The sequence below is a fragment of the Aeromonas sp. AE23HZ002T15 genome, assembly GCF_054165525.2.
Genome location: NZ_CM201342.1, coordinates 1,933,095 through 1,946,775 on the forward strand (window position 1 = coordinate 1,933,095; position 13,681 = coordinate 1,946,775).

Here is a 13,681-nt window from a genome sequence, read left to right on the forward strand (position 1 = left end):
TGACGCTTCCAATCTGTCTTTTTCCCCGCGCCTCCCCAGAGGCGCTTTTTTTTTGGCCGTCGTTTGCCCACAAAAAAGCCCGCCGAAGCGGGCCTTGACCGGAAGGTGCTAGCTTCGGGGTCAATCAGAGGGCCAGGAAGAGACCCGCCAGGGAGGCGCTCATCAGATTCGCCAGCACACCCGCCAGGATGGCGCGCATGCCGTAACGTGCGATGAAGGCCTTGCGCTCCGGCACCATGGCCCCCAGGCCGCCGATGAGGATCGCCATGGAGGAGATGTTGGCGAAGCCGCACAGGGCGAAGGTGACGATGGCCTTGCTCGACTCGCTCAGGGTCTGATCCTGTACCAGGGCGATGAAGGCGACGAACTCGTTGATGACGATCTTGGTGCCGATAAGGGCCCCTGCCGCCTGAGCCTCACCCCAAGGCACGCCGATGAGCCAGGAGACGGGGGCAAACAGCCAGCCCAGGATGATCTGGAAGCTCAGATCCAGCCCCACCAGATCCCCAGCCCAGCCCAGCAGGCCGTTGAGCAGGGCGATGACGCCAACGAAGGCCAGCAGGGTCGCCCCCACCGCCACGGCGATGTTCAGGCCGGCCATGGCCCCATCAGCTGCCGCCTCGATGACGTTGGTCGAACGCGGGATCTCCACGTCCTGATGATGATCCACCTCCTCTTCGGTGGGCGGCACCAGGATCTTGGCCATGGCCAGACCGGCGGGGGCAGACATGAAGGCCGCCGCGATCAGGTACTTGAGCTCGACGCCGATGCTGGCATAGCCCACCAGGGTGCCACCGGCCACGGAGGCGAGGCCGCAGCTCATCACCGCGAAGAACTGGGAGTCGGACATCTTGGAGAGGTAGGGCTTGACCACCAGGGGCGCCTCCACCATGCCGACGAAGATGTTGGCGGTGGCGGAGAGGCTCTCGGCCCGGCCGGTACCCAGCAGCTTCTGCAGGCCGCCGCCCAGCAGGGCGATCACCTTGGGCATCAGGCCGATATGATAGAGGATGGCGATGAGGGCGGAGAAGAAGATGATCACCGGCAGCACGTTGAAGGCGAAGATGAAGCCCAGCTTGAACTTGGCGAGATCCCCGAACAGGAAGGCTATCCCCTCCTGGCCGTAGCCGATCACGCTGCTGACGCTCTCGCTGACGCCGTTCAACACGTGCTGGCCGGCGGGCAGCCAGAGCACCAGGGCGGCGAAGAGCACTTGCAGGCAGAGGGCGAGGCCCACTGTTCGCAACGGGATACGACGACGATTATCAGAACAGAGTGCGGCCAGGGCCAGGATACTCAGTATGCCGAGCAGGGCGATCATAGGGGGTCCATCGGGTGAGCTGAAAGATGGGCGCGGATTCTGCGCCCCCTCCCCCGTCACTGCAAGCCCGCTTGGTTACAGCCTTGTTATAAAAAACGTTTGCACGATACCGGTTGCGGCAAGCTGCTGATTTCGCTGATATTTGATATCACGCGAAAGCCAGTGTTCTTATATGGAAACGATTATTCCTCCCTGCCGGACAATTTGCCCCCGAGCCAGGGGGAGAGATGCTGCTCCCAGTAGGGGTGGGGGCCGAAGCTCTCCTTGAGGAAGTCGATGAACAGGCGGATCTTGGGATCCAGGTGTTCCCGCCTGGCATAGACGGCGTGCACCGCCATCTTCTGGTTCGGTCGCCACTGAGGCAGCAGGGGAATGAGCTGGCCGGTCTGCAGCTCCTTGTCCAGCAAGTAGTTGGCCACGTAGGCGATGCCGAGCCCGGCCAGGGCGGCGTCCCGCACCGCCTCCGCCAGATCCACCCGATAGTTGCCCGCCACCTGCACCGTCTGACGCTCCTTGCCCTGGCGAAACGACCACTCGTGGTAGCGCCGCTCCCGGCTCTGGTAGGTGATGCAGTTGTGCTGGGCGAGATCCTTGGGTTGCAGCGGGGTGCCATGGCTCAGCAGATAATCCGGCGAGGCCACCAGCACGAAGCCGATGTCCGCCAGCCGCTGCCCCACCAGGGCTTCCGGCTTGTCCTCATAGGTGGTGATCCAGAGATCCAGCCCCTCGTCCACCAGGTTGGTGCGGTGATCGAACAGTGAGACCTCCAGCTCCAGCTCGGGGTAGCGATCCTGGAACGCCTTGAGCCGAGGGATCACGTGCAGCCGGCCGAAGGACTGGCCGACCCCGAGGTGCAACACCCCGCTCACCTTGCCGCGCCGCTCCGCCACCATGGAGTCGGCCTCCAGTGCCACCGCCACCAGGGCGCGGCAGTGGCGGGCATACTCCTGACCGAGGTCGGTCAGGGCGAAGCGGCGGGTGGTGCGCTGCACCAGCTGGGCACCGAGTTCGGTCTCCAGCAGGGCCAGCTGCTTGCTGATGTGGGACTTGGAGACCCCGAGCCGGCGCGCGGCTGCGGAGATGCTCTGTTCACGGACCAGGGCATCGAAGATCACCATTTGGGGCAGACGTTGCAGCACGGGATGTCCAGATGAAGGGAGAGGCCGCCATTATTCCAGAGCGGCCCGCCTGAGCCTAGCGCCCGAGCGCCTGTTTCAGCTCACCCAGCAAGGGATCCTCCCCCGGCGCCTGGTTGGCGCCATAGCTGCCGATCAGCTTGCCATCGCGGCCGATCAGGTACTTGTGGAAGTTCCAGCCGGGGGCGTCACCACCGGCGGCGGCCGCCAGTCCCCGGTAAATCGGGCTGGCATCCGAGCCGCGCACGGCGATGCGGTTGAACATGGGGAAGGTGACCCCGTAGTCACGGCGGCACACCGAGGCCGTCTTGCCCTCATCGGCGGACTCCTGCCAGAAGTCGTTGGAGGGAAAACCCAGCACGATCAGGCCCTTATCCTTGTAGCTCTGGTAGAGCCGCTCCAGATCCGCGAACTGACCGCGATAGCCGCAATAGGAGGCGGTGTTGACCACCAGCACCACCTTGCCCTCGGTCAGCTGGCAGAGGTTGTGACGCTGGGTGCCGTTAAGCTCCCGCTGCTCCAGGTTGAAATAGTCGGGGCAGGCGGCAGAGACTGCGCCCGCGCCGAGCAATAGCAGCATAATCATCCATTTCATCGCAGGGCTCCTTCCGGCTAGATGAGGGGCATACGCGCAGAACTGAAGTTTGGTTCAGCCCGGGCTTCAGTGCAGCGGTATGCCGGTGAGCCAGCCGTGCCCCCAGAAGATGAGCAGGGCCGTGGCGGCCAGTCCCGCCCCCAGGCTGATCCCCGTCCCCTGCCAGGTCGCCGCGGGACGGGGCTTCTGCCGCCAGTCCCGCACCGAAATCCAGACGATGCTGATGAGTGCCCACAGACCCAGGCCACCGAACAGCACCAGGGAGCGGGCCTCGCTGTTCACCGCCAGATGACCGCCCGACCACAACAGGGCGCCGATGAGCTGGGGATGCACCAGATAGCGTCTGAAGTGATTGGCCCCCTGACCGGCGCACAGCAGGATCAGCGCGACCGGCAGGATCCCCATGGCCAGCATGGGGCCCCAGGTGGGCAGGAAATAGAGCGGCATGGGGCTGGACATGCGCCAGCCGGCAATGATGCAGCCGATGGCCACGAACACAACCAAGGAGAAGAGCCCCTTGTAGCGGTTCTCTCCCAGCCGTTCGCGCAGGCGGGTACGGTGGGTCGGGGCGAAGCAGGGGTACAAGTGGGTCAGGGTAAACAGCGCTACCCCCAGGGTCAGCAGGATCATGGGCGTCTCCTCGCACCTTGCCCTTCATGGGGGATCACTATGCCGCAAAGGCTGGAACGAGAATAGAAAAACCTTAGGGAAGACAGCGGGATAATGAAAAAAGCCGATCAGGGATCGGCAAGGTGCGTCAGAGGGTCTGGAGCCAGGCAACCAGCCACATCCGCTACACGGGGCGGGGTTGGCCGGTGCCAGGCACCGGCCGAATGAGGTTTATTTGCGCAGCAGGTAGAGGGCGGCCACGTTGCGGGCCGTGAGCTCCAGATTGGTGGTGGCGGTGGCCAGCGCCTCCGGCAGGGACATGGCGCGGTTGACCACGGCGAAGACCGCATCCAGACCGTGCTCGTGCACTACACCGTAATCATCGGTGAGACAACCCGAGATGCCGATCACCGGCTTGCCGAACTGCTTGGCGCAGCGGGCCACCCCGATCGGGGTCTTGCCGTGGATGCTCTGGCTGTCGATGCGCCCCTCGCCGGTGATGACGAGATCCGCATCCGCCACCGCATCCGCCAGTTTCAGCGCCTCGATGACGATCTGGATGCCGGGTTTCAACTCGGCGCCGAGCAGCCCCACCAGGGCGGCTCCCATGCCGCCGGCGGCACCGGCCCCCGGGATCTCTTTCACCTGCTTGCCGAGCGCCTGCTCGATACAGTGGGCGTAGTGGGCCAGGTTGGCGTCGAGCTGCGCCACCATTTCGGGGGTCGCCCCCTTCTGGGGACCGAACACGGCGGAGGCGCCCTTGGGGCCGCACAGCGGGTTGTTCACATCGCAGGCCACCTCGATGTGGATCCCGGTCAGACGGGGATCCAGCCCGCTGAGATCTATGCTGGCCAGCTCGCTCAGGCCGCCGCCCCCCGGCGCTATGGGGGTACCGTCCGCTTTGAGCAGTTTGCCGCCCAGCGCCTGGATCATGCCGGCGCCGCCGTCGTTGGTGGCGCTGCCGCCGATGCCGAGGATGAGGTGAGAGATCCCCATCTCCAGCGCCGCCAGGATCAGCTCCCCCGTGCCCCAGCTCGAGGTGAGCAATGGGTTGCGGCGCTCCGGCTCCACCAGGTGCAGGCCGGAGGCGGCGGCCATCTCTATGATGGCGCGCTCCCCGTCCCCCAGCAGGCCGACGAAGCCCTGCACCCGGTTACCGAGGGGTGCAGTCACCTCCACCGGCAGGATGCGGCCACCTGTGGCATCCACCAGGGACTGCACAGTCCCCTCGCCGCCGTCCGCCATGGGCAGCTTGACGTAGGTGGCGTCGGGCAACACCTGCTTGAAACCGGCCTCGATGGCATCGGCCACCGCCATGGCGCTCAGGCTCTCCTTGAATGAATCCGGGGCGATCACAATTTTCATATCAGTTCCTTAGGCGAGGCCGAACACGCCAAACATCAGGGTGGAGACGGCAGCTATGGTCAGACCGACGGCGGTTTCGTAGGGGATGAGCTTGAGACGCTCGCTCACCCCCATGTGGACGCTGCCGCCGGTGGCATGGAAGAAGGAGCCGTGGGGCATGTGGTCGAACACGGTGGCACCGGCGTGGATCATGGCGGCCCCCGCCAGGCTGCTGATGCCGAGCTCGATCAGGGTGGAGCTGAACACGTTGGAGGCGACCACGGTACCGGCTGTGGTCGAGGCGGTCGCCAGGGACATCAGGGCACCCGAGATGGGGGCCAGCAGGTAGGAAGGCAGGCCGGAGGCGGTCAGGCCGCTGATCAGTACGTCTTTGAGGCCCGAGTTGGCGATGATGCCCGCCAGGGTACCCGTCCCCAGCAGCATGATGGCGACCGGCGCCATGCGGGCCAGACCGGAGACGGCGAACTGGTTCACCTTGCCGAACTTGCCCATCATCAGGGCACCCACCAGGCCACCGAGAGGCAGGGCGATGAGGGGATCCACGACGATGCCGGCGACCGGGCGCAAAGCCAGCAGCAGAATGGCCACCAGGGGGGCGCTGATGGCCGCCAGGAAACCGGGCAGCTTGGTGTCATCGACACTCACCACCTCGTCGGCCGCGACCTTGCTGCCCTTGTTGTTCAGGCGCTTGGCCAGCCAGTAGGCCATCACCAGACCGAACAGACCCGGGATGATGCCCGCCGCCATGACGGAGGTGAGCGGCAAATGGAAGGCGTCCGCCGCGGCTATGGCGTTCGGGTTCGGAGACATGACGTTGCCCGCCTTGCCGCCCCCTATCATGGCCAGCAGGATGGCCGCCTTGGAGAGATCGGCGCGGCGCGCGATGGCGAGCGCTATGGGGGCGACAGTGATGACGGCCACGTCCACGAAGACGCCGACCGCGGTCAGGATCAGGGTGGCCAGCGCCAGGGCCAGCAGGGCACGGGTCTCGCCGAGCTTCTTGACTATGGTCTCGGCTATGGTGGTGGCCGCCCCCGATTCGATCAAGACGCCCGCCAGCACGCCGGCCGCCAGGATCCGCATCACGGCGGTGGTGATCCCCTGGGCGCCGCCGATCATCAGGGCGACGGTCTGGGTCAGATCGGCACCGCCGATCAGGCCACCGGCCAGGGCACCGACGATCATGCCGTAAGCAGGCGGCACCTTCTTCAGGATGAGGAAGATGGCGATGGAGAGCGCGGCGAGAGCGCCGAGCGCGGATACAGGGATCATGACGGGCACCTTTTGTTGTCGTTAGTGGCCGCCATTATGAGGATCCCGGCTCGGAATTCTTTGGATGAAAAGCCAAAATTTGCCGATTGAAAGCAAGACTATTTGTTCAATAGAACAAATCAGCTCTCGAGATTCAGCCCGAGATAGAGCAGGAACTTGTCATCTAACTTGTTGAAACTTAACCCTGTTATCTGCTCTATCCGGGTCAGCCGGTAGCGTAGGGTATTGGGATGAATGAAGAGTGAATCGGCACAGGGATGCAGATCACAGTCCTGCAAGAAATATTGGCGCAGCGTCTTCTGCAGCACCCCCTTGGCGTCCTCCCTCGCCAGTTTCTGCAGGGGGGCCCGCAGCTGATCCGCCTGCCAGGAGTCCGCCAGGCTGCCGAGCAGCACCGGCAGCCGGTAATCCTCGAAGAAGTAGACCTGCTTGCGCGGCGCCTGGCGCATGCCGCGGCGCAGGGTATCCCGCGCCGTCTGGTAGGAGCGCGCCAGCCCGTCGGTACCGGCGAAGTAATCACCCACCCCGATGCGCATCCTGAAGTGGGGAATACGGGCCAGCAACTGCTTGATGCGGCTGCGCTCCTGATCCGATTGCCAGATCCCGTCGCTGAGCTGGGCCGGCTTGAGCACCACTATCTCGTCCAGGCCGTTGATGGCCACCAGGTTGTCCCGCTCCGGGTTTTCCAGCAGGTGCACCAGCTCCCGCAACCGGGCAGGATCCGCCTCCTCCAGCGCCAGCACGGCCACCACCCGGGGCTGAGCCAGATCCAGGTCGAGGAAGCGGGCCGCCTGCTGCAGCTGATCCACCCGCCCCTCGCCGCGGATGAGCTGCAGCACCAGCTCCTCCTTGTGGCGCTTGTCCCACTGCAACTGCTCGGTGAGGGCCGCCTGCTCCAGGATGAGCTCGGCGGTCATGCGCACCAGTTCGGCGTAAGCGCGCACTTCGTCCGGATCCCCCGAGATGCCGATGACCCCGAGCAGCTCCCCCTGATAGGCGATGGGCAGGTTGATGCCGGGGCGCACCCCCTTGAGCTGCTGGGCAGTCGCCTCGCTGATCTCCACCACCCGGTTCTCGGTCAGGGCCAGCACGGCCCCCTCGTGACGCTGGTGCAGCCGATCCGGGTTGCCGGACGCTATGATGAGGCCGTGTTCATCCATGACGTTGACCGAGAAGGACAATATCTTCATGGCCCGGCTGACGATCTGCCGCGCCAGGCTCTCATCAAGCTGCATGGAGACTCCAGTCGACTGAGGGGGAACGAGATAGGAATGCCATGGGGTCTCCGTGTAAACGCCGGGTGGCAGCGCAAAGATGCCACATCATCAAGACAAGCGAGGGGGGGATCGCTAGAATAGGCCACTTTACCTCAGGTGTGCCCCACCAGGGATCACGGATTTGACGGGATCTCCTGATGATGAGCCTGCCGTTATCTGATGGACACCGCTATGGACTATGAATTTCGCCGCGACCCGTTCGGTGGCTATCGCGCCCGGTTTTCCATGGGCCACGAAGCCATCGGTCAGTGGCTGATCGACGAGGTGGGCAAGGATGAGGAGAAGCTCGATCTGCTGTTCTCCATCATCGACGAGCTCTCCAGCCGTGCCCGCGTCGAGTATCAGCTGGCCGGGGGCGACTACTCCCTGCTGCTCACCCACGAGGAGGCAGAGGTGAAGGCCAACGTCCTCAATATCGAGCTGGGCGAGGATCTCGACGATCTCGCCTACTACGATGATGAACAGCTGGCCATGTGCGGGCTGGAAGATTTTGCCCAGGTGCTCGCCTCCTGGCGCGCCTTTATCCGCAACGAGGATATGGGCTAGGAACCTTATAGGCCGGGCGAGTGCGCCCGCCACAACCCAACAGGATTGACTATGTCTATTTACGATTTTGATGACGAACTGCCGGAAGACGAGCAGGATCAACCGAAGAAAGCCGCCCCGGCCAAGAAGAAGGGCAAGCAGGTGCTGAACACCCAGGTCAACCTGAGCCCGCGCGATGCCAGTCGCCTGAACGGCATGCACGTGGAGGCCATCACCACCCTGGACGACGTCAGCCTGCCGAAGAACGTCATCTTCAAGGCCGGCCTGATCGCCCTGGGTGAGCTGGAAGCCACCAAGCGCGCCGACATCATCGCCCGGGTGATCGCCGAATCCGGCCGATAAACCAGCACCTCTGCGCCATATCGAACAAGAAGCCGGAGCCTCTGCTCCGGTTTTTTTATGGCCCGCCGTCAGCAAAGAAGCCGGCTTCCCCGGGATCCGACCAGTCTATTGACCCTTGTGTCACGGCGGGGGGAGCCGGTAAGGTGCCTCCCCTAGACCCATAAGGAGACTCCATGTTACCGCTTCCTGATGCCCTGATCTGGGGGGCTCTGGCCCTGGCCGTGTTGCTCTGCCTTGCCCGCCAACGCACGCCCGGCCTCTTCCTGCTCGGGGTTTCCCTGAGCGCGGCCCTCGTCCTCGGCCGCATCACGCCCCTGGCCCTGCTCATCAGCCTCGCCGGCCTGTTGCTGGCCTGGCGTACCCCCAGCCTGCCCCAGCCCTGGCGCCCGGCGGCCCTCGCCCTGATGCTGCTCTGGGCCCTGGCCCTCACCCTGCACCTGGTCCCGGGCTTTGACAATCTGCGGGTGCTGGACAAGGTACAGGCTGGCCCCGCCAGCGTCCCCTTCACCCTCTACCTCAACCTGGACAAGCCGCTGATCTTCTTCGGCCTGCTGCTGGCCTGGCCCCCCCTGCTAGGTCAGGGTGTCCCCCTGCGCTGGCGCCCCCTGGCCCTGCTGGTGCTGCCGCTGGCTGCCCTGCTGCTGCTCGCCTGGCAGCTCGGCGCCCTCAGGCCAGAGGTGGGGCTGCCCCACTGGTGGTGGCTGTTTGCGTTCAACAACCTGCTGTTCACCTGCGTGGTGGAGGAGGCGCTGTTTCGGGGCTTCATCCAGCAGGCCGTTGCCCGGCGCAGTCGGGTCTGGCTGGGGATCCTGGTCGCCAGCCTGCTGTTCGGGGTGGCGCACCTGGCCGGCGGACCGCTGCTGGTGTTGTTCGCCGCCCTGGCGGGGGCCTGCTACGGGCTGGCGTTCCAGCTGAGCGGACGGCTCGGCGTCGCCATCCTGTTGCACTTCCTGTTCAACTTCGCCCACCTCGCCTTCTTCACCTACCCGCTGGCCAGCCGCTAAACGTCGGGCGCGTCAGTACATCGCGGATAAAAAAAGCCCCGAACCGGTTCGGGGCTTTTTTTGCGAAGGGCAGGCTCAGTCGACGTAGAAGGTCTGCTGGAAAGTCAGCGTCTGTTGCTGCCCCTCCCCCATGATAGTCAGGGTGAACTGGTAGGTGTCCTCGTTGCGATAGGGCAGCACCGCCAGGTAGTAGATGGACTCCCCTTCCTTCACCTCCTGGAAGCTCAGGGTGCGGATGGTACCGGTGAGGTTCTTGGCCTCCCCGCTGATGCCGACCGCCTGGGCCACCCCCTGCTTGTTCTGCACCGCGATATTGACGATGCCGTTGTAGCGGCTGCGCTCCAGGCCGTATGCCTTGGCCACCTCGGGAGTGAGGAAGCTGGAGTTGAAGGCGCTGTAGTGCACCTGCCAGGGTCCCAGCTCCTTCATCTGTTCGGCCCGCAGTGGCAGCGCCATCAGCAGCGCCAGCAGGCAGCTCATCCAGACCGTTTTCATGATGTCATCCTTCTCGTGTTCAGCTTTCCAGCAGGGCATCTATCTCGGCGGGGATCTGCCTCGGCGCCTCTATGGCCACCGTCTTGTGCCGGCCGAGTTCCCCCCGCACTATCCTGACCTGCCCCTTGGCCACCTTGAACTGCTTGGCCAGATACTTGATCAGATGGCCGTTGGCCTGGCCATCCACCGGCGGCGCCGTGATGGCCACCTTCAATTCATCGCCGTGCAAGCCGACGATCTGATCCCGACTCGCCTTGGGCTGGATCATCAGATGCAGCATCAGGTCGTCCCCTTCACGCAGGACGGCCGGCATCAGATCATCCACCACAGCTGGCCGAACAGATCCCCCAACAGATAGTTTATGGCCTGCAGCGCGATAAAGGCGACCAGCACGGAGAGATCCAGTCCGCCCAGGGCCGGCAGTATGCGGCGGATGGGGGCCAGGAAGGGCTCGGTCAGCTGGTGCATCACGTATTCGATGGGGTTGCGACCCTGGCTGACCCAGCTCAGGATGGCGCGGATCAGCAGGATCCAGAAGATCATGGAGCCCGCCTTCTTCAACACAGTGAGGAAGGCAAACAGGCTGAGGGTGAGCCAGTCAACCAGCAGCACGTTCATGCTCTTGAGCAGCGCCAGCTTGGCGAAGGCGATGAGCAGCGCCAGCAGCACCGAGGCCATGTCCAGCCCGCCAAAGCCCGGAATGATGCGGCGCAGGGGCACCACCAGCGGGTTCGTCAGCTTGACCACCATCTGGCTCATGGGGTTGTAGAAATCGGCGCGGGCCCACTGCAGCCAGACGCGCAGCAGCACCACCATGAGGTAGAGATCGAAAATCGTGTTAATCAGAAAGTAAGCGGTATTCATCTGGGCTCCCGGTTAAGGACTGTGTTCAAAAAAGGGTTTCCATCTCGGCGGCGCGGGTCACGGCCGCCTGCATGGCGCGAGCGGTGAGCGGCATCAGCCCCTGCTCCTGGAAGGTCTTGACCGCCTCGGCCGTGGTGCCCCCCTTGCTGGTCACCTGCTCCCGCAGGGTCTGCAGGGAGAGCCCGGGATTGCGCTCCACCATGGCGGCGGCGCCGAGGGCGGTCTGCTGCACCAGCAGGCGGGCCTGCTCCGGGGTAAAGCCCATGGCCTCGGCCTCCTCGGCGATGGCCTGCATGAACAGGAAGAAGTAGGCCGGCGCACTGCCCGCCGCGGCGATGACGCCGTTGATCCCCGCCTCTTGCTCGGTCCAGAGGGTCTTGCCCACGGACTGCATCATCTGCTCGGCGAAGTCGCGGTCGGCCTGGTCTATCCCGGCCGGCGCGTAGAGGCCCGTCATGCCGAGCCCCAGCAGGGACGGGGTGTTCGGCATGGTGCGCACTATGCGGCCATGACCACCGGCCATCTCCTTGAGGCGCTCGACCTTGATACCGGCGGCGATGGAGATGAGCAGCTTGCCCTCCAGCGACCCGAGCTCCGCGACCAGCGCCGCCAGCATGCCGGCCATCAGCTGGGGTTTGACCGCCAGCACTATGGCGTCCGCCGCCCTGGCCGCCTCGGCGTTGTCCTGGGTGACGCGAATGCCAAACTGGTTGGCCAGCTCATCCAGCTTGGGGCGGCTCGGGTTGGCGGCCAGGATGCAGTCGGCGGGATAACCCGCCTGGATGAGGCCGGCAATGATACTGCGGCTCATGTTGCCTGCGCCGATGAAGGCAAGAATTCTGTGTTGCATCACGCACTCCTGTGGTCGATGTGATTGGGAGATTCTGTCATGCCGGCGCCGACCCGTCGGGCGCCCCATGGGGCATCACAGACTCCTGAAACTGATGGTATCCCCGGCGGCCGGCCCATGACGGGCAGAGTCCTTTCGGCAACCAGGATCTGCGGCACTAGGTAATGGCACCCGGCTTGCTCACCGGGAGTACCAGCCTGTCATGCTCGCTATGAGTAGTCGCGGGCGCCGAAGATGGCGGTGCCGACCCGCACCATGGTGCTGCCATGGGCGATCGCCGGCTCCAGATCCTCGGTCATGCCCATGGAGAGGGTATCGACACTCGGGTATTGTCGCGCAAGCTCGGTGAACAGAGCCTGCATGCGCCGCATCTGTCCGGCCAGTACCGCCTCGTCGCTGGTGTGCTCGGGGATGGCCATCAGGCCCCGCAGCCGCAGCCGCTCGCAGTTGGCTACCAGGGCCGCCAGCCGGAAAATCTCTTGCTCCGACGTACCGGATTTGCTGCTCTCTCCGCTAATATTGATTTGCAGACAGATATTTAGCGGCGCCATCCCGGCCGGACGCTGATTGTTCAGGCGCTCGATCAGCTTGTCGCGATCGACACTTTGAACCCAGTCGAATCGCTCCGCCACCAATCTGGATTTGTTGGATTGCAGCGGCCCGATAAAGTGCCACTCTATGTCTGCGTAGTCTGCGCCCGCCGTCTGTTCGGCCTGGGCGCGCAGGGTGTCGATCTTGGTGGCCGCCTCCTGGGCATAGGATTCGCCGAAGCGGCGCTGGCCGGCGGCATAGGCGGCCTGAATATCCTCAAGGGGTTTGGTCTTGCTGACCGCGAGCAGCAAGATAGGATCGGCACCGCGGCCAACCCGTCGGGCCGCCTGTACAATACGTTCCTTTACCTGAAGCAGGTGCTGGGCAATCTGGCTCATATTTCGTTCGTGATCTTGTGATGGGAGAATAACAAATCTATGGATATCACAGAGTTATTGGCTTTCAGTGTAAAGCATAAGGCCTCGGATCTACACCTCTCGGCCGGGGTTCCTCCGATGATCAGGGTTGATGGGGAGGTTCGCAAGATCAATTTGCCCGCCCTGGATCACAGGGAAGTGCACGCCCTCATCTACGACATCATGAATGACCACCAGCGCAAGGAGCTGGAGGAGCATTTCGAGGTGGACTTCTCCTTCGAGGTGCCCGGCATGGCGCGCTTCCGGGTCAACGCCTTCCAGCAATCCCGCGGCTCGGGCGCCGTGTTTCGTACCATTCCCAGCCAGGTCATGAGCCTCGAAGAGCTGGGGGCGCCGGAGATGTTTCGCAAGATTGCCGAGTTCCCCCGCGGCCTGGTGCTGGTGACCGGACCGACCGGCTCCGGCAAGTCCACCACCCTGGCGGCCATGGTCGACTACATCAACGACAACTTCCACCAGCACATCCTCACCATCGAGGATCCCATCGAATTCGTGCACGAAAACAAACGCTGCCTGGTGAACCAGCGCGAGGTGCATCGCGACACCAAGAGCTTCACCAACGCCCTGCGCTCGGCCCTGCGGGAAGACCCGGACATCATACTGGTGGGGGAGATGCGCGACCTCGAGACCATACGCCTCGCCCTGACCGCCGCCGAGACCGGCCACCTGGTGTTCGGCACCCTGCACACCTCGTCGGCGGCCAAGACCATAGACCGTATCATCGACGTCTTCCCGGGCTCGGAGAAGGACATGGTGCGCTCCATGCTGTCCGAATCCCTGCGGGCCGTCATCTCCCAGACCCTGCTCAAGCGGATCGGCGGCGGCCGGGTGGCGGCCCACGAGATCATGCTGGGGATTCCGGCGGTGCGAAACCTCATCCGGGAGGACAAGGTGGCCCAACTATATTCCGTCATCCAGACCGGGATGACCCACGGCATGCAGACCATGGACCAGAGCCTCAAGCAGCTGGTCAACCGCGGAGTCGTGGCCGCCCTGGACGCCAAGGCCAAGGCGACCGACCCCAACAGCATTTAATA

General features: G+C 64.2%; 16 protein-coding genes. 4 read left to right on the plus strand and 12 right to left on the minus strand.

What is annotated here, in order from left to right:
- Positions 1 to 124: 124 nt before the first annotated feature.
- The 7 genes from ACT5M9_RS08855 to ACT5M9_RS08885 form a co-directional block, all read right to left on the minus strand.
- Positions 125 to 1,321, minus strand: a complete 1,197-nt coding sequence (locus ACT5M9_RS08855) for a NupC/NupG family nucleoside CNT transporter (RefSeq protein ID WP_438550686.1) — start codon at positions 1,319 to 1,321, stop codon at positions 125 to 127.
- Positions 1,322 to 1,503: 182 nt separating this feature from the next.
- Positions 1,504 to 2,439, minus strand: a complete 936-nt coding sequence (locus ACT5M9_RS08860; RefSeq protein ID WP_457982044.1) for a LysR family transcriptional regulator — start codon at positions 2,437 to 2,439, stop codon at positions 1,504 to 1,506.
- Between the two features lie 76 nt (positions 2,440 to 2,515).
- Positions 2,516 to 3,052 carry a glutathione peroxidase gene (locus tag ACT5M9_RS08865; protein ID WP_457981952.1) on the minus strand — a complete coding sequence of 179 codons (537 nt, stop codon included), beginning with the start codon at positions 3,050 to 3,052 and terminating at the stop codon, positions 2,516 to 2,518.
- Positions 3,053 to 3,118: 66 nt separating this feature from the next.
- Complete coding sequence (locus ACT5M9_RS08870; protein ID WP_457981951.1) at positions 3,119 to 3,682, minus strand: NnrU family protein; 564 nt, start codon at positions 3,680 to 3,682, stop codon at positions 3,119 to 3,121.
- A 210-nt stretch (positions 3,683 to 3,892) separates the two neighbouring features.
- A complete protein-coding gene (locus tag ACT5M9_RS08875) occupies positions 3,893 to 5,026 on the minus strand; it encodes a glycerate kinase (protein ID WP_457981950.1) in 1,134 nt (377 codons plus the stop codon).
- A gap of 9 nt (positions 5,027 to 5,035) precedes the next feature.
- Positions 5,036 to 6,298 (minus strand): GntP family permease, encoded by a 1,263-nt coding sequence (locus ACT5M9_RS08880; RefSeq protein ID WP_457981949.1) that lies wholly within the window; start codon positions 6,296 to 6,298, stop codon positions 5,036 to 5,038.
- Between the two features lie 119 nt (positions 6,299 to 6,417).
- A complete protein-coding gene (locus ACT5M9_RS08885; protein WP_457981948.1) occupies positions 6,418 to 7,533 on the minus strand; it encodes a sugar diacid recognition domain-containing protein in 1,116 nt (371 codons plus the stop codon).
- Positions 7,534 to 7,746: 213 nt separating this feature from the next.
- Here ACT5M9_RS08885 and ACT5M9_RS08890 point away from each other — a divergent pair, with 213 nt between their 5' ends.
- The 3 genes from ACT5M9_RS08890 to ACT5M9_RS08900 all read left to right on the plus strand — a co-directional run bounded on the left by ACT5M9_RS08890 (position 7,747) and on the right by ACT5M9_RS08900 (position 9,467).
- Complete coding sequence (locus ACT5M9_RS08890) at positions 7,747 to 8,121, plus strand: YacL family protein (RefSeq protein WP_349919707.1); 375 nt, start codon at positions 7,747 to 7,749, stop codon at positions 8,119 to 8,121.
- A 51-nt stretch (positions 8,122 to 8,172) separates the two neighbouring features.
- Positions 8,173 to 8,463 (plus strand): hypothetical protein, encoded by a 291-nt coding sequence (locus tag ACT5M9_RS08895; protein ID WP_349919708.1) that lies wholly within the window; start codon positions 8,173 to 8,175, stop codon positions 8,461 to 8,463.
- A gap of 173 nt (positions 8,464 to 8,636) precedes the next feature.
- Positions 8,637 to 9,467: a CPBP family intramembrane glutamic endopeptidase gene (locus ACT5M9_RS08900; RefSeq protein WP_457981947.1), complete on the plus strand. Its 831-nt coding sequence runs from the start codon at positions 8,637 to 8,639 to the stop codon at positions 9,465 to 9,467.
- A gap of 75 nt (positions 9,468 to 9,542) precedes the next feature.
- On the opposite strand, the gene ACT5M9_RS08905 is transcribed toward ACT5M9_RS08900, so the two are convergent.
- The 5 genes from ACT5M9_RS08905 to ACT5M9_RS08925 all read right to left on the minus strand — a co-directional run bounded on the left by ACT5M9_RS08905 (position 9,543) and on the right by ACT5M9_RS08925 (position 12,605).
- Positions 9,543 to 9,962: a DUF4426 domain-containing protein gene (locus tag ACT5M9_RS08905; protein ID WP_457981946.1), complete on the minus strand. Its 420-nt coding sequence runs from the start codon at positions 9,960 to 9,962 to the stop codon at positions 9,543 to 9,545.
- Positions 9,963 to 9,981: 19 nt separating this feature from the next.
- On the minus strand, positions 9,982 to 10,275 hold the full coding sequence (yggU, locus tag ACT5M9_RS08910; protein WP_457981945.1) for a DUF167 family protein YggU: 294 nt from the start codon (positions 10,273 to 10,275) through the stop codon (positions 9,982 to 9,984).
- A complete protein-coding gene (locus ACT5M9_RS08915) occupies positions 10,275 to 10,826 on the minus strand; it encodes a YggT family protein (RefSeq protein ID WP_457981944.1) in 552 nt (183 codons plus the stop codon). Before ACT5M9_RS08915 ends, yggU begins: the two co-directional genes overlap by 1 nt.
- A 25-nt stretch (positions 10,827 to 10,851) precedes the next feature.
- Entirely contained in the window at positions 10,852 to 11,676 is an 825-nt protein-coding gene (gene proC / locus ACT5M9_RS08920) for a pyrroline-5-carboxylate reductase (RefSeq protein ID WP_457981943.1), read from the minus strand.
- Positions 11,677 to 11,885: 209 nt separating this feature from the next.
- Positions 11,886 to 12,605, minus strand: a complete 720-nt coding sequence (locus ACT5M9_RS08925) for a YggS family pyridoxal phosphate-dependent enzyme (RefSeq protein WP_457981942.1) — start codon at positions 12,603 to 12,605, stop codon at positions 11,886 to 11,888.
- Between the two features lie 39 nt (positions 12,606 to 12,644).
- Here ACT5M9_RS08925 and tapT point away from each other — a divergent pair, with 39 nt between their 5' ends.
- Positions 12,645 to 13,679, plus strand: coding sequence for a type IVa pilus ATPase TapT (gene tapT, locus ACT5M9_RS08930; protein ID WP_438550699.1), 1,035 nt, complete (start codon positions 12,645 to 12,647; stop codon positions 13,677 to 13,679).
- Positions 13,680 to 13,681: the final 2 nt, after the last annotated feature.

What these genes read in the sequence shown, in the direction of transcription:
- ACT5M9_RS08855 (WP_438550686.1), bottom strand. Translation starts at nt 1,321, where the DNA reads ATGATCGCCCTGCTCGGCATACTGAGTATCCTGGCCCTGGCCGCACTC.
- ACT5M9_RS08860 (WP_457982044.1), bottom strand. Translation starts at nt 2,439, where the DNA reads ATGGTGATCTTCGATGCCCTGGTCCGTGAACAGAGCATCTCCGCAGCC.
- ACT5M9_RS08865 (WP_457981952.1), bottom strand. Translation starts at nt 3,052, where the DNA reads ATGAAATGGATGATTATGCTGCTATTGCTCGGCGCGGGCGCAGTCTCT.
- ACT5M9_RS08870 (WP_457981951.1), bottom strand. Translation starts at nt 3,682, where the DNA reads ATGATCCTGCTGACCCTGGGGGTAGCGCTGTTTACCCTGACCCACTTG.
- ACT5M9_RS08875 (WP_457981950.1), bottom strand. Translation starts at nt 5,026, where the DNA reads ATGAAAATTGTGATCGCCCCGGATTCATTCAAGGAGAGCCTGAGCGCC.
- ACT5M9_RS08880 (WP_457981949.1), bottom strand. Translation starts at nt 6,298, where the DNA reads ATGATCCCTGTATCCGCGCTCGGCGCTCTCGCCGCGCTCTCCATCGCC.
- ACT5M9_RS08885 (WP_457981948.1), bottom strand. Translation starts at nt 7,533, where the DNA reads ATGCAGCTTGATGAGAGCCTGGCGCGGCAGATCGTCAGCCGGGCCATG.
- ACT5M9_RS08890 (WP_349919707.1), top strand. Translation starts at nt 7,747, where the DNA reads ATGGACTATGAATTTCGCCGCGACCCGTTCGGTGGCTATCGCGCCCGG.
- ACT5M9_RS08895 (WP_349919708.1), top strand. Translation starts at nt 8,173, where the DNA reads ATGTCTATTTACGATTTTGATGACGAACTGCCGGAAGACGAGCAGGAT.
- ACT5M9_RS08900 (WP_457981947.1), top strand. Translation starts at nt 8,637, where the DNA reads ATGTTACCGCTTCCTGATGCCCTGATCTGGGGGGCTCTGGCCCTGGCC.
- ACT5M9_RS08905 (WP_457981946.1), bottom strand. Translation starts at nt 9,962, where the DNA reads ATGAAAACGGTCTGGATGAGCTGCCTGCTGGCGCTGCTGATGGCGCTG.
- yggU (WP_457981945.1), bottom strand. Translation starts at nt 10,275, where the DNA reads ATGCCGGCCGTCCTGCGTGAAGGGGACGACCTGATGCTGCATCTGATG.
- ACT5M9_RS08915 (WP_457981944.1), bottom strand. Translation starts at nt 10,826, where the DNA reads ATGAATACCGCTTACTTTCTGATTAACACGATTTTCGATCTCTACCTC.
- proC (WP_457981943.1), bottom strand. Translation starts at nt 11,676, where the DNA reads ATGCAACACAGAATTCTTGCCTTCATCGGCGCAGGCAACATGAGCCGC.
- ACT5M9_RS08925 (WP_457981942.1), bottom strand. Translation starts at nt 12,605, where the DNA reads ATGAGCCAGATTGCCCAGCACCTGCTTCAGGTAAAGGAACGTATTGTA.
- tapT (WP_438550699.1), top strand. Translation starts at nt 12,645, where the DNA reads ATGGATATCACAGAGTTATTGGCTTTCAGTGTAAAGCATAAGGCCTCG.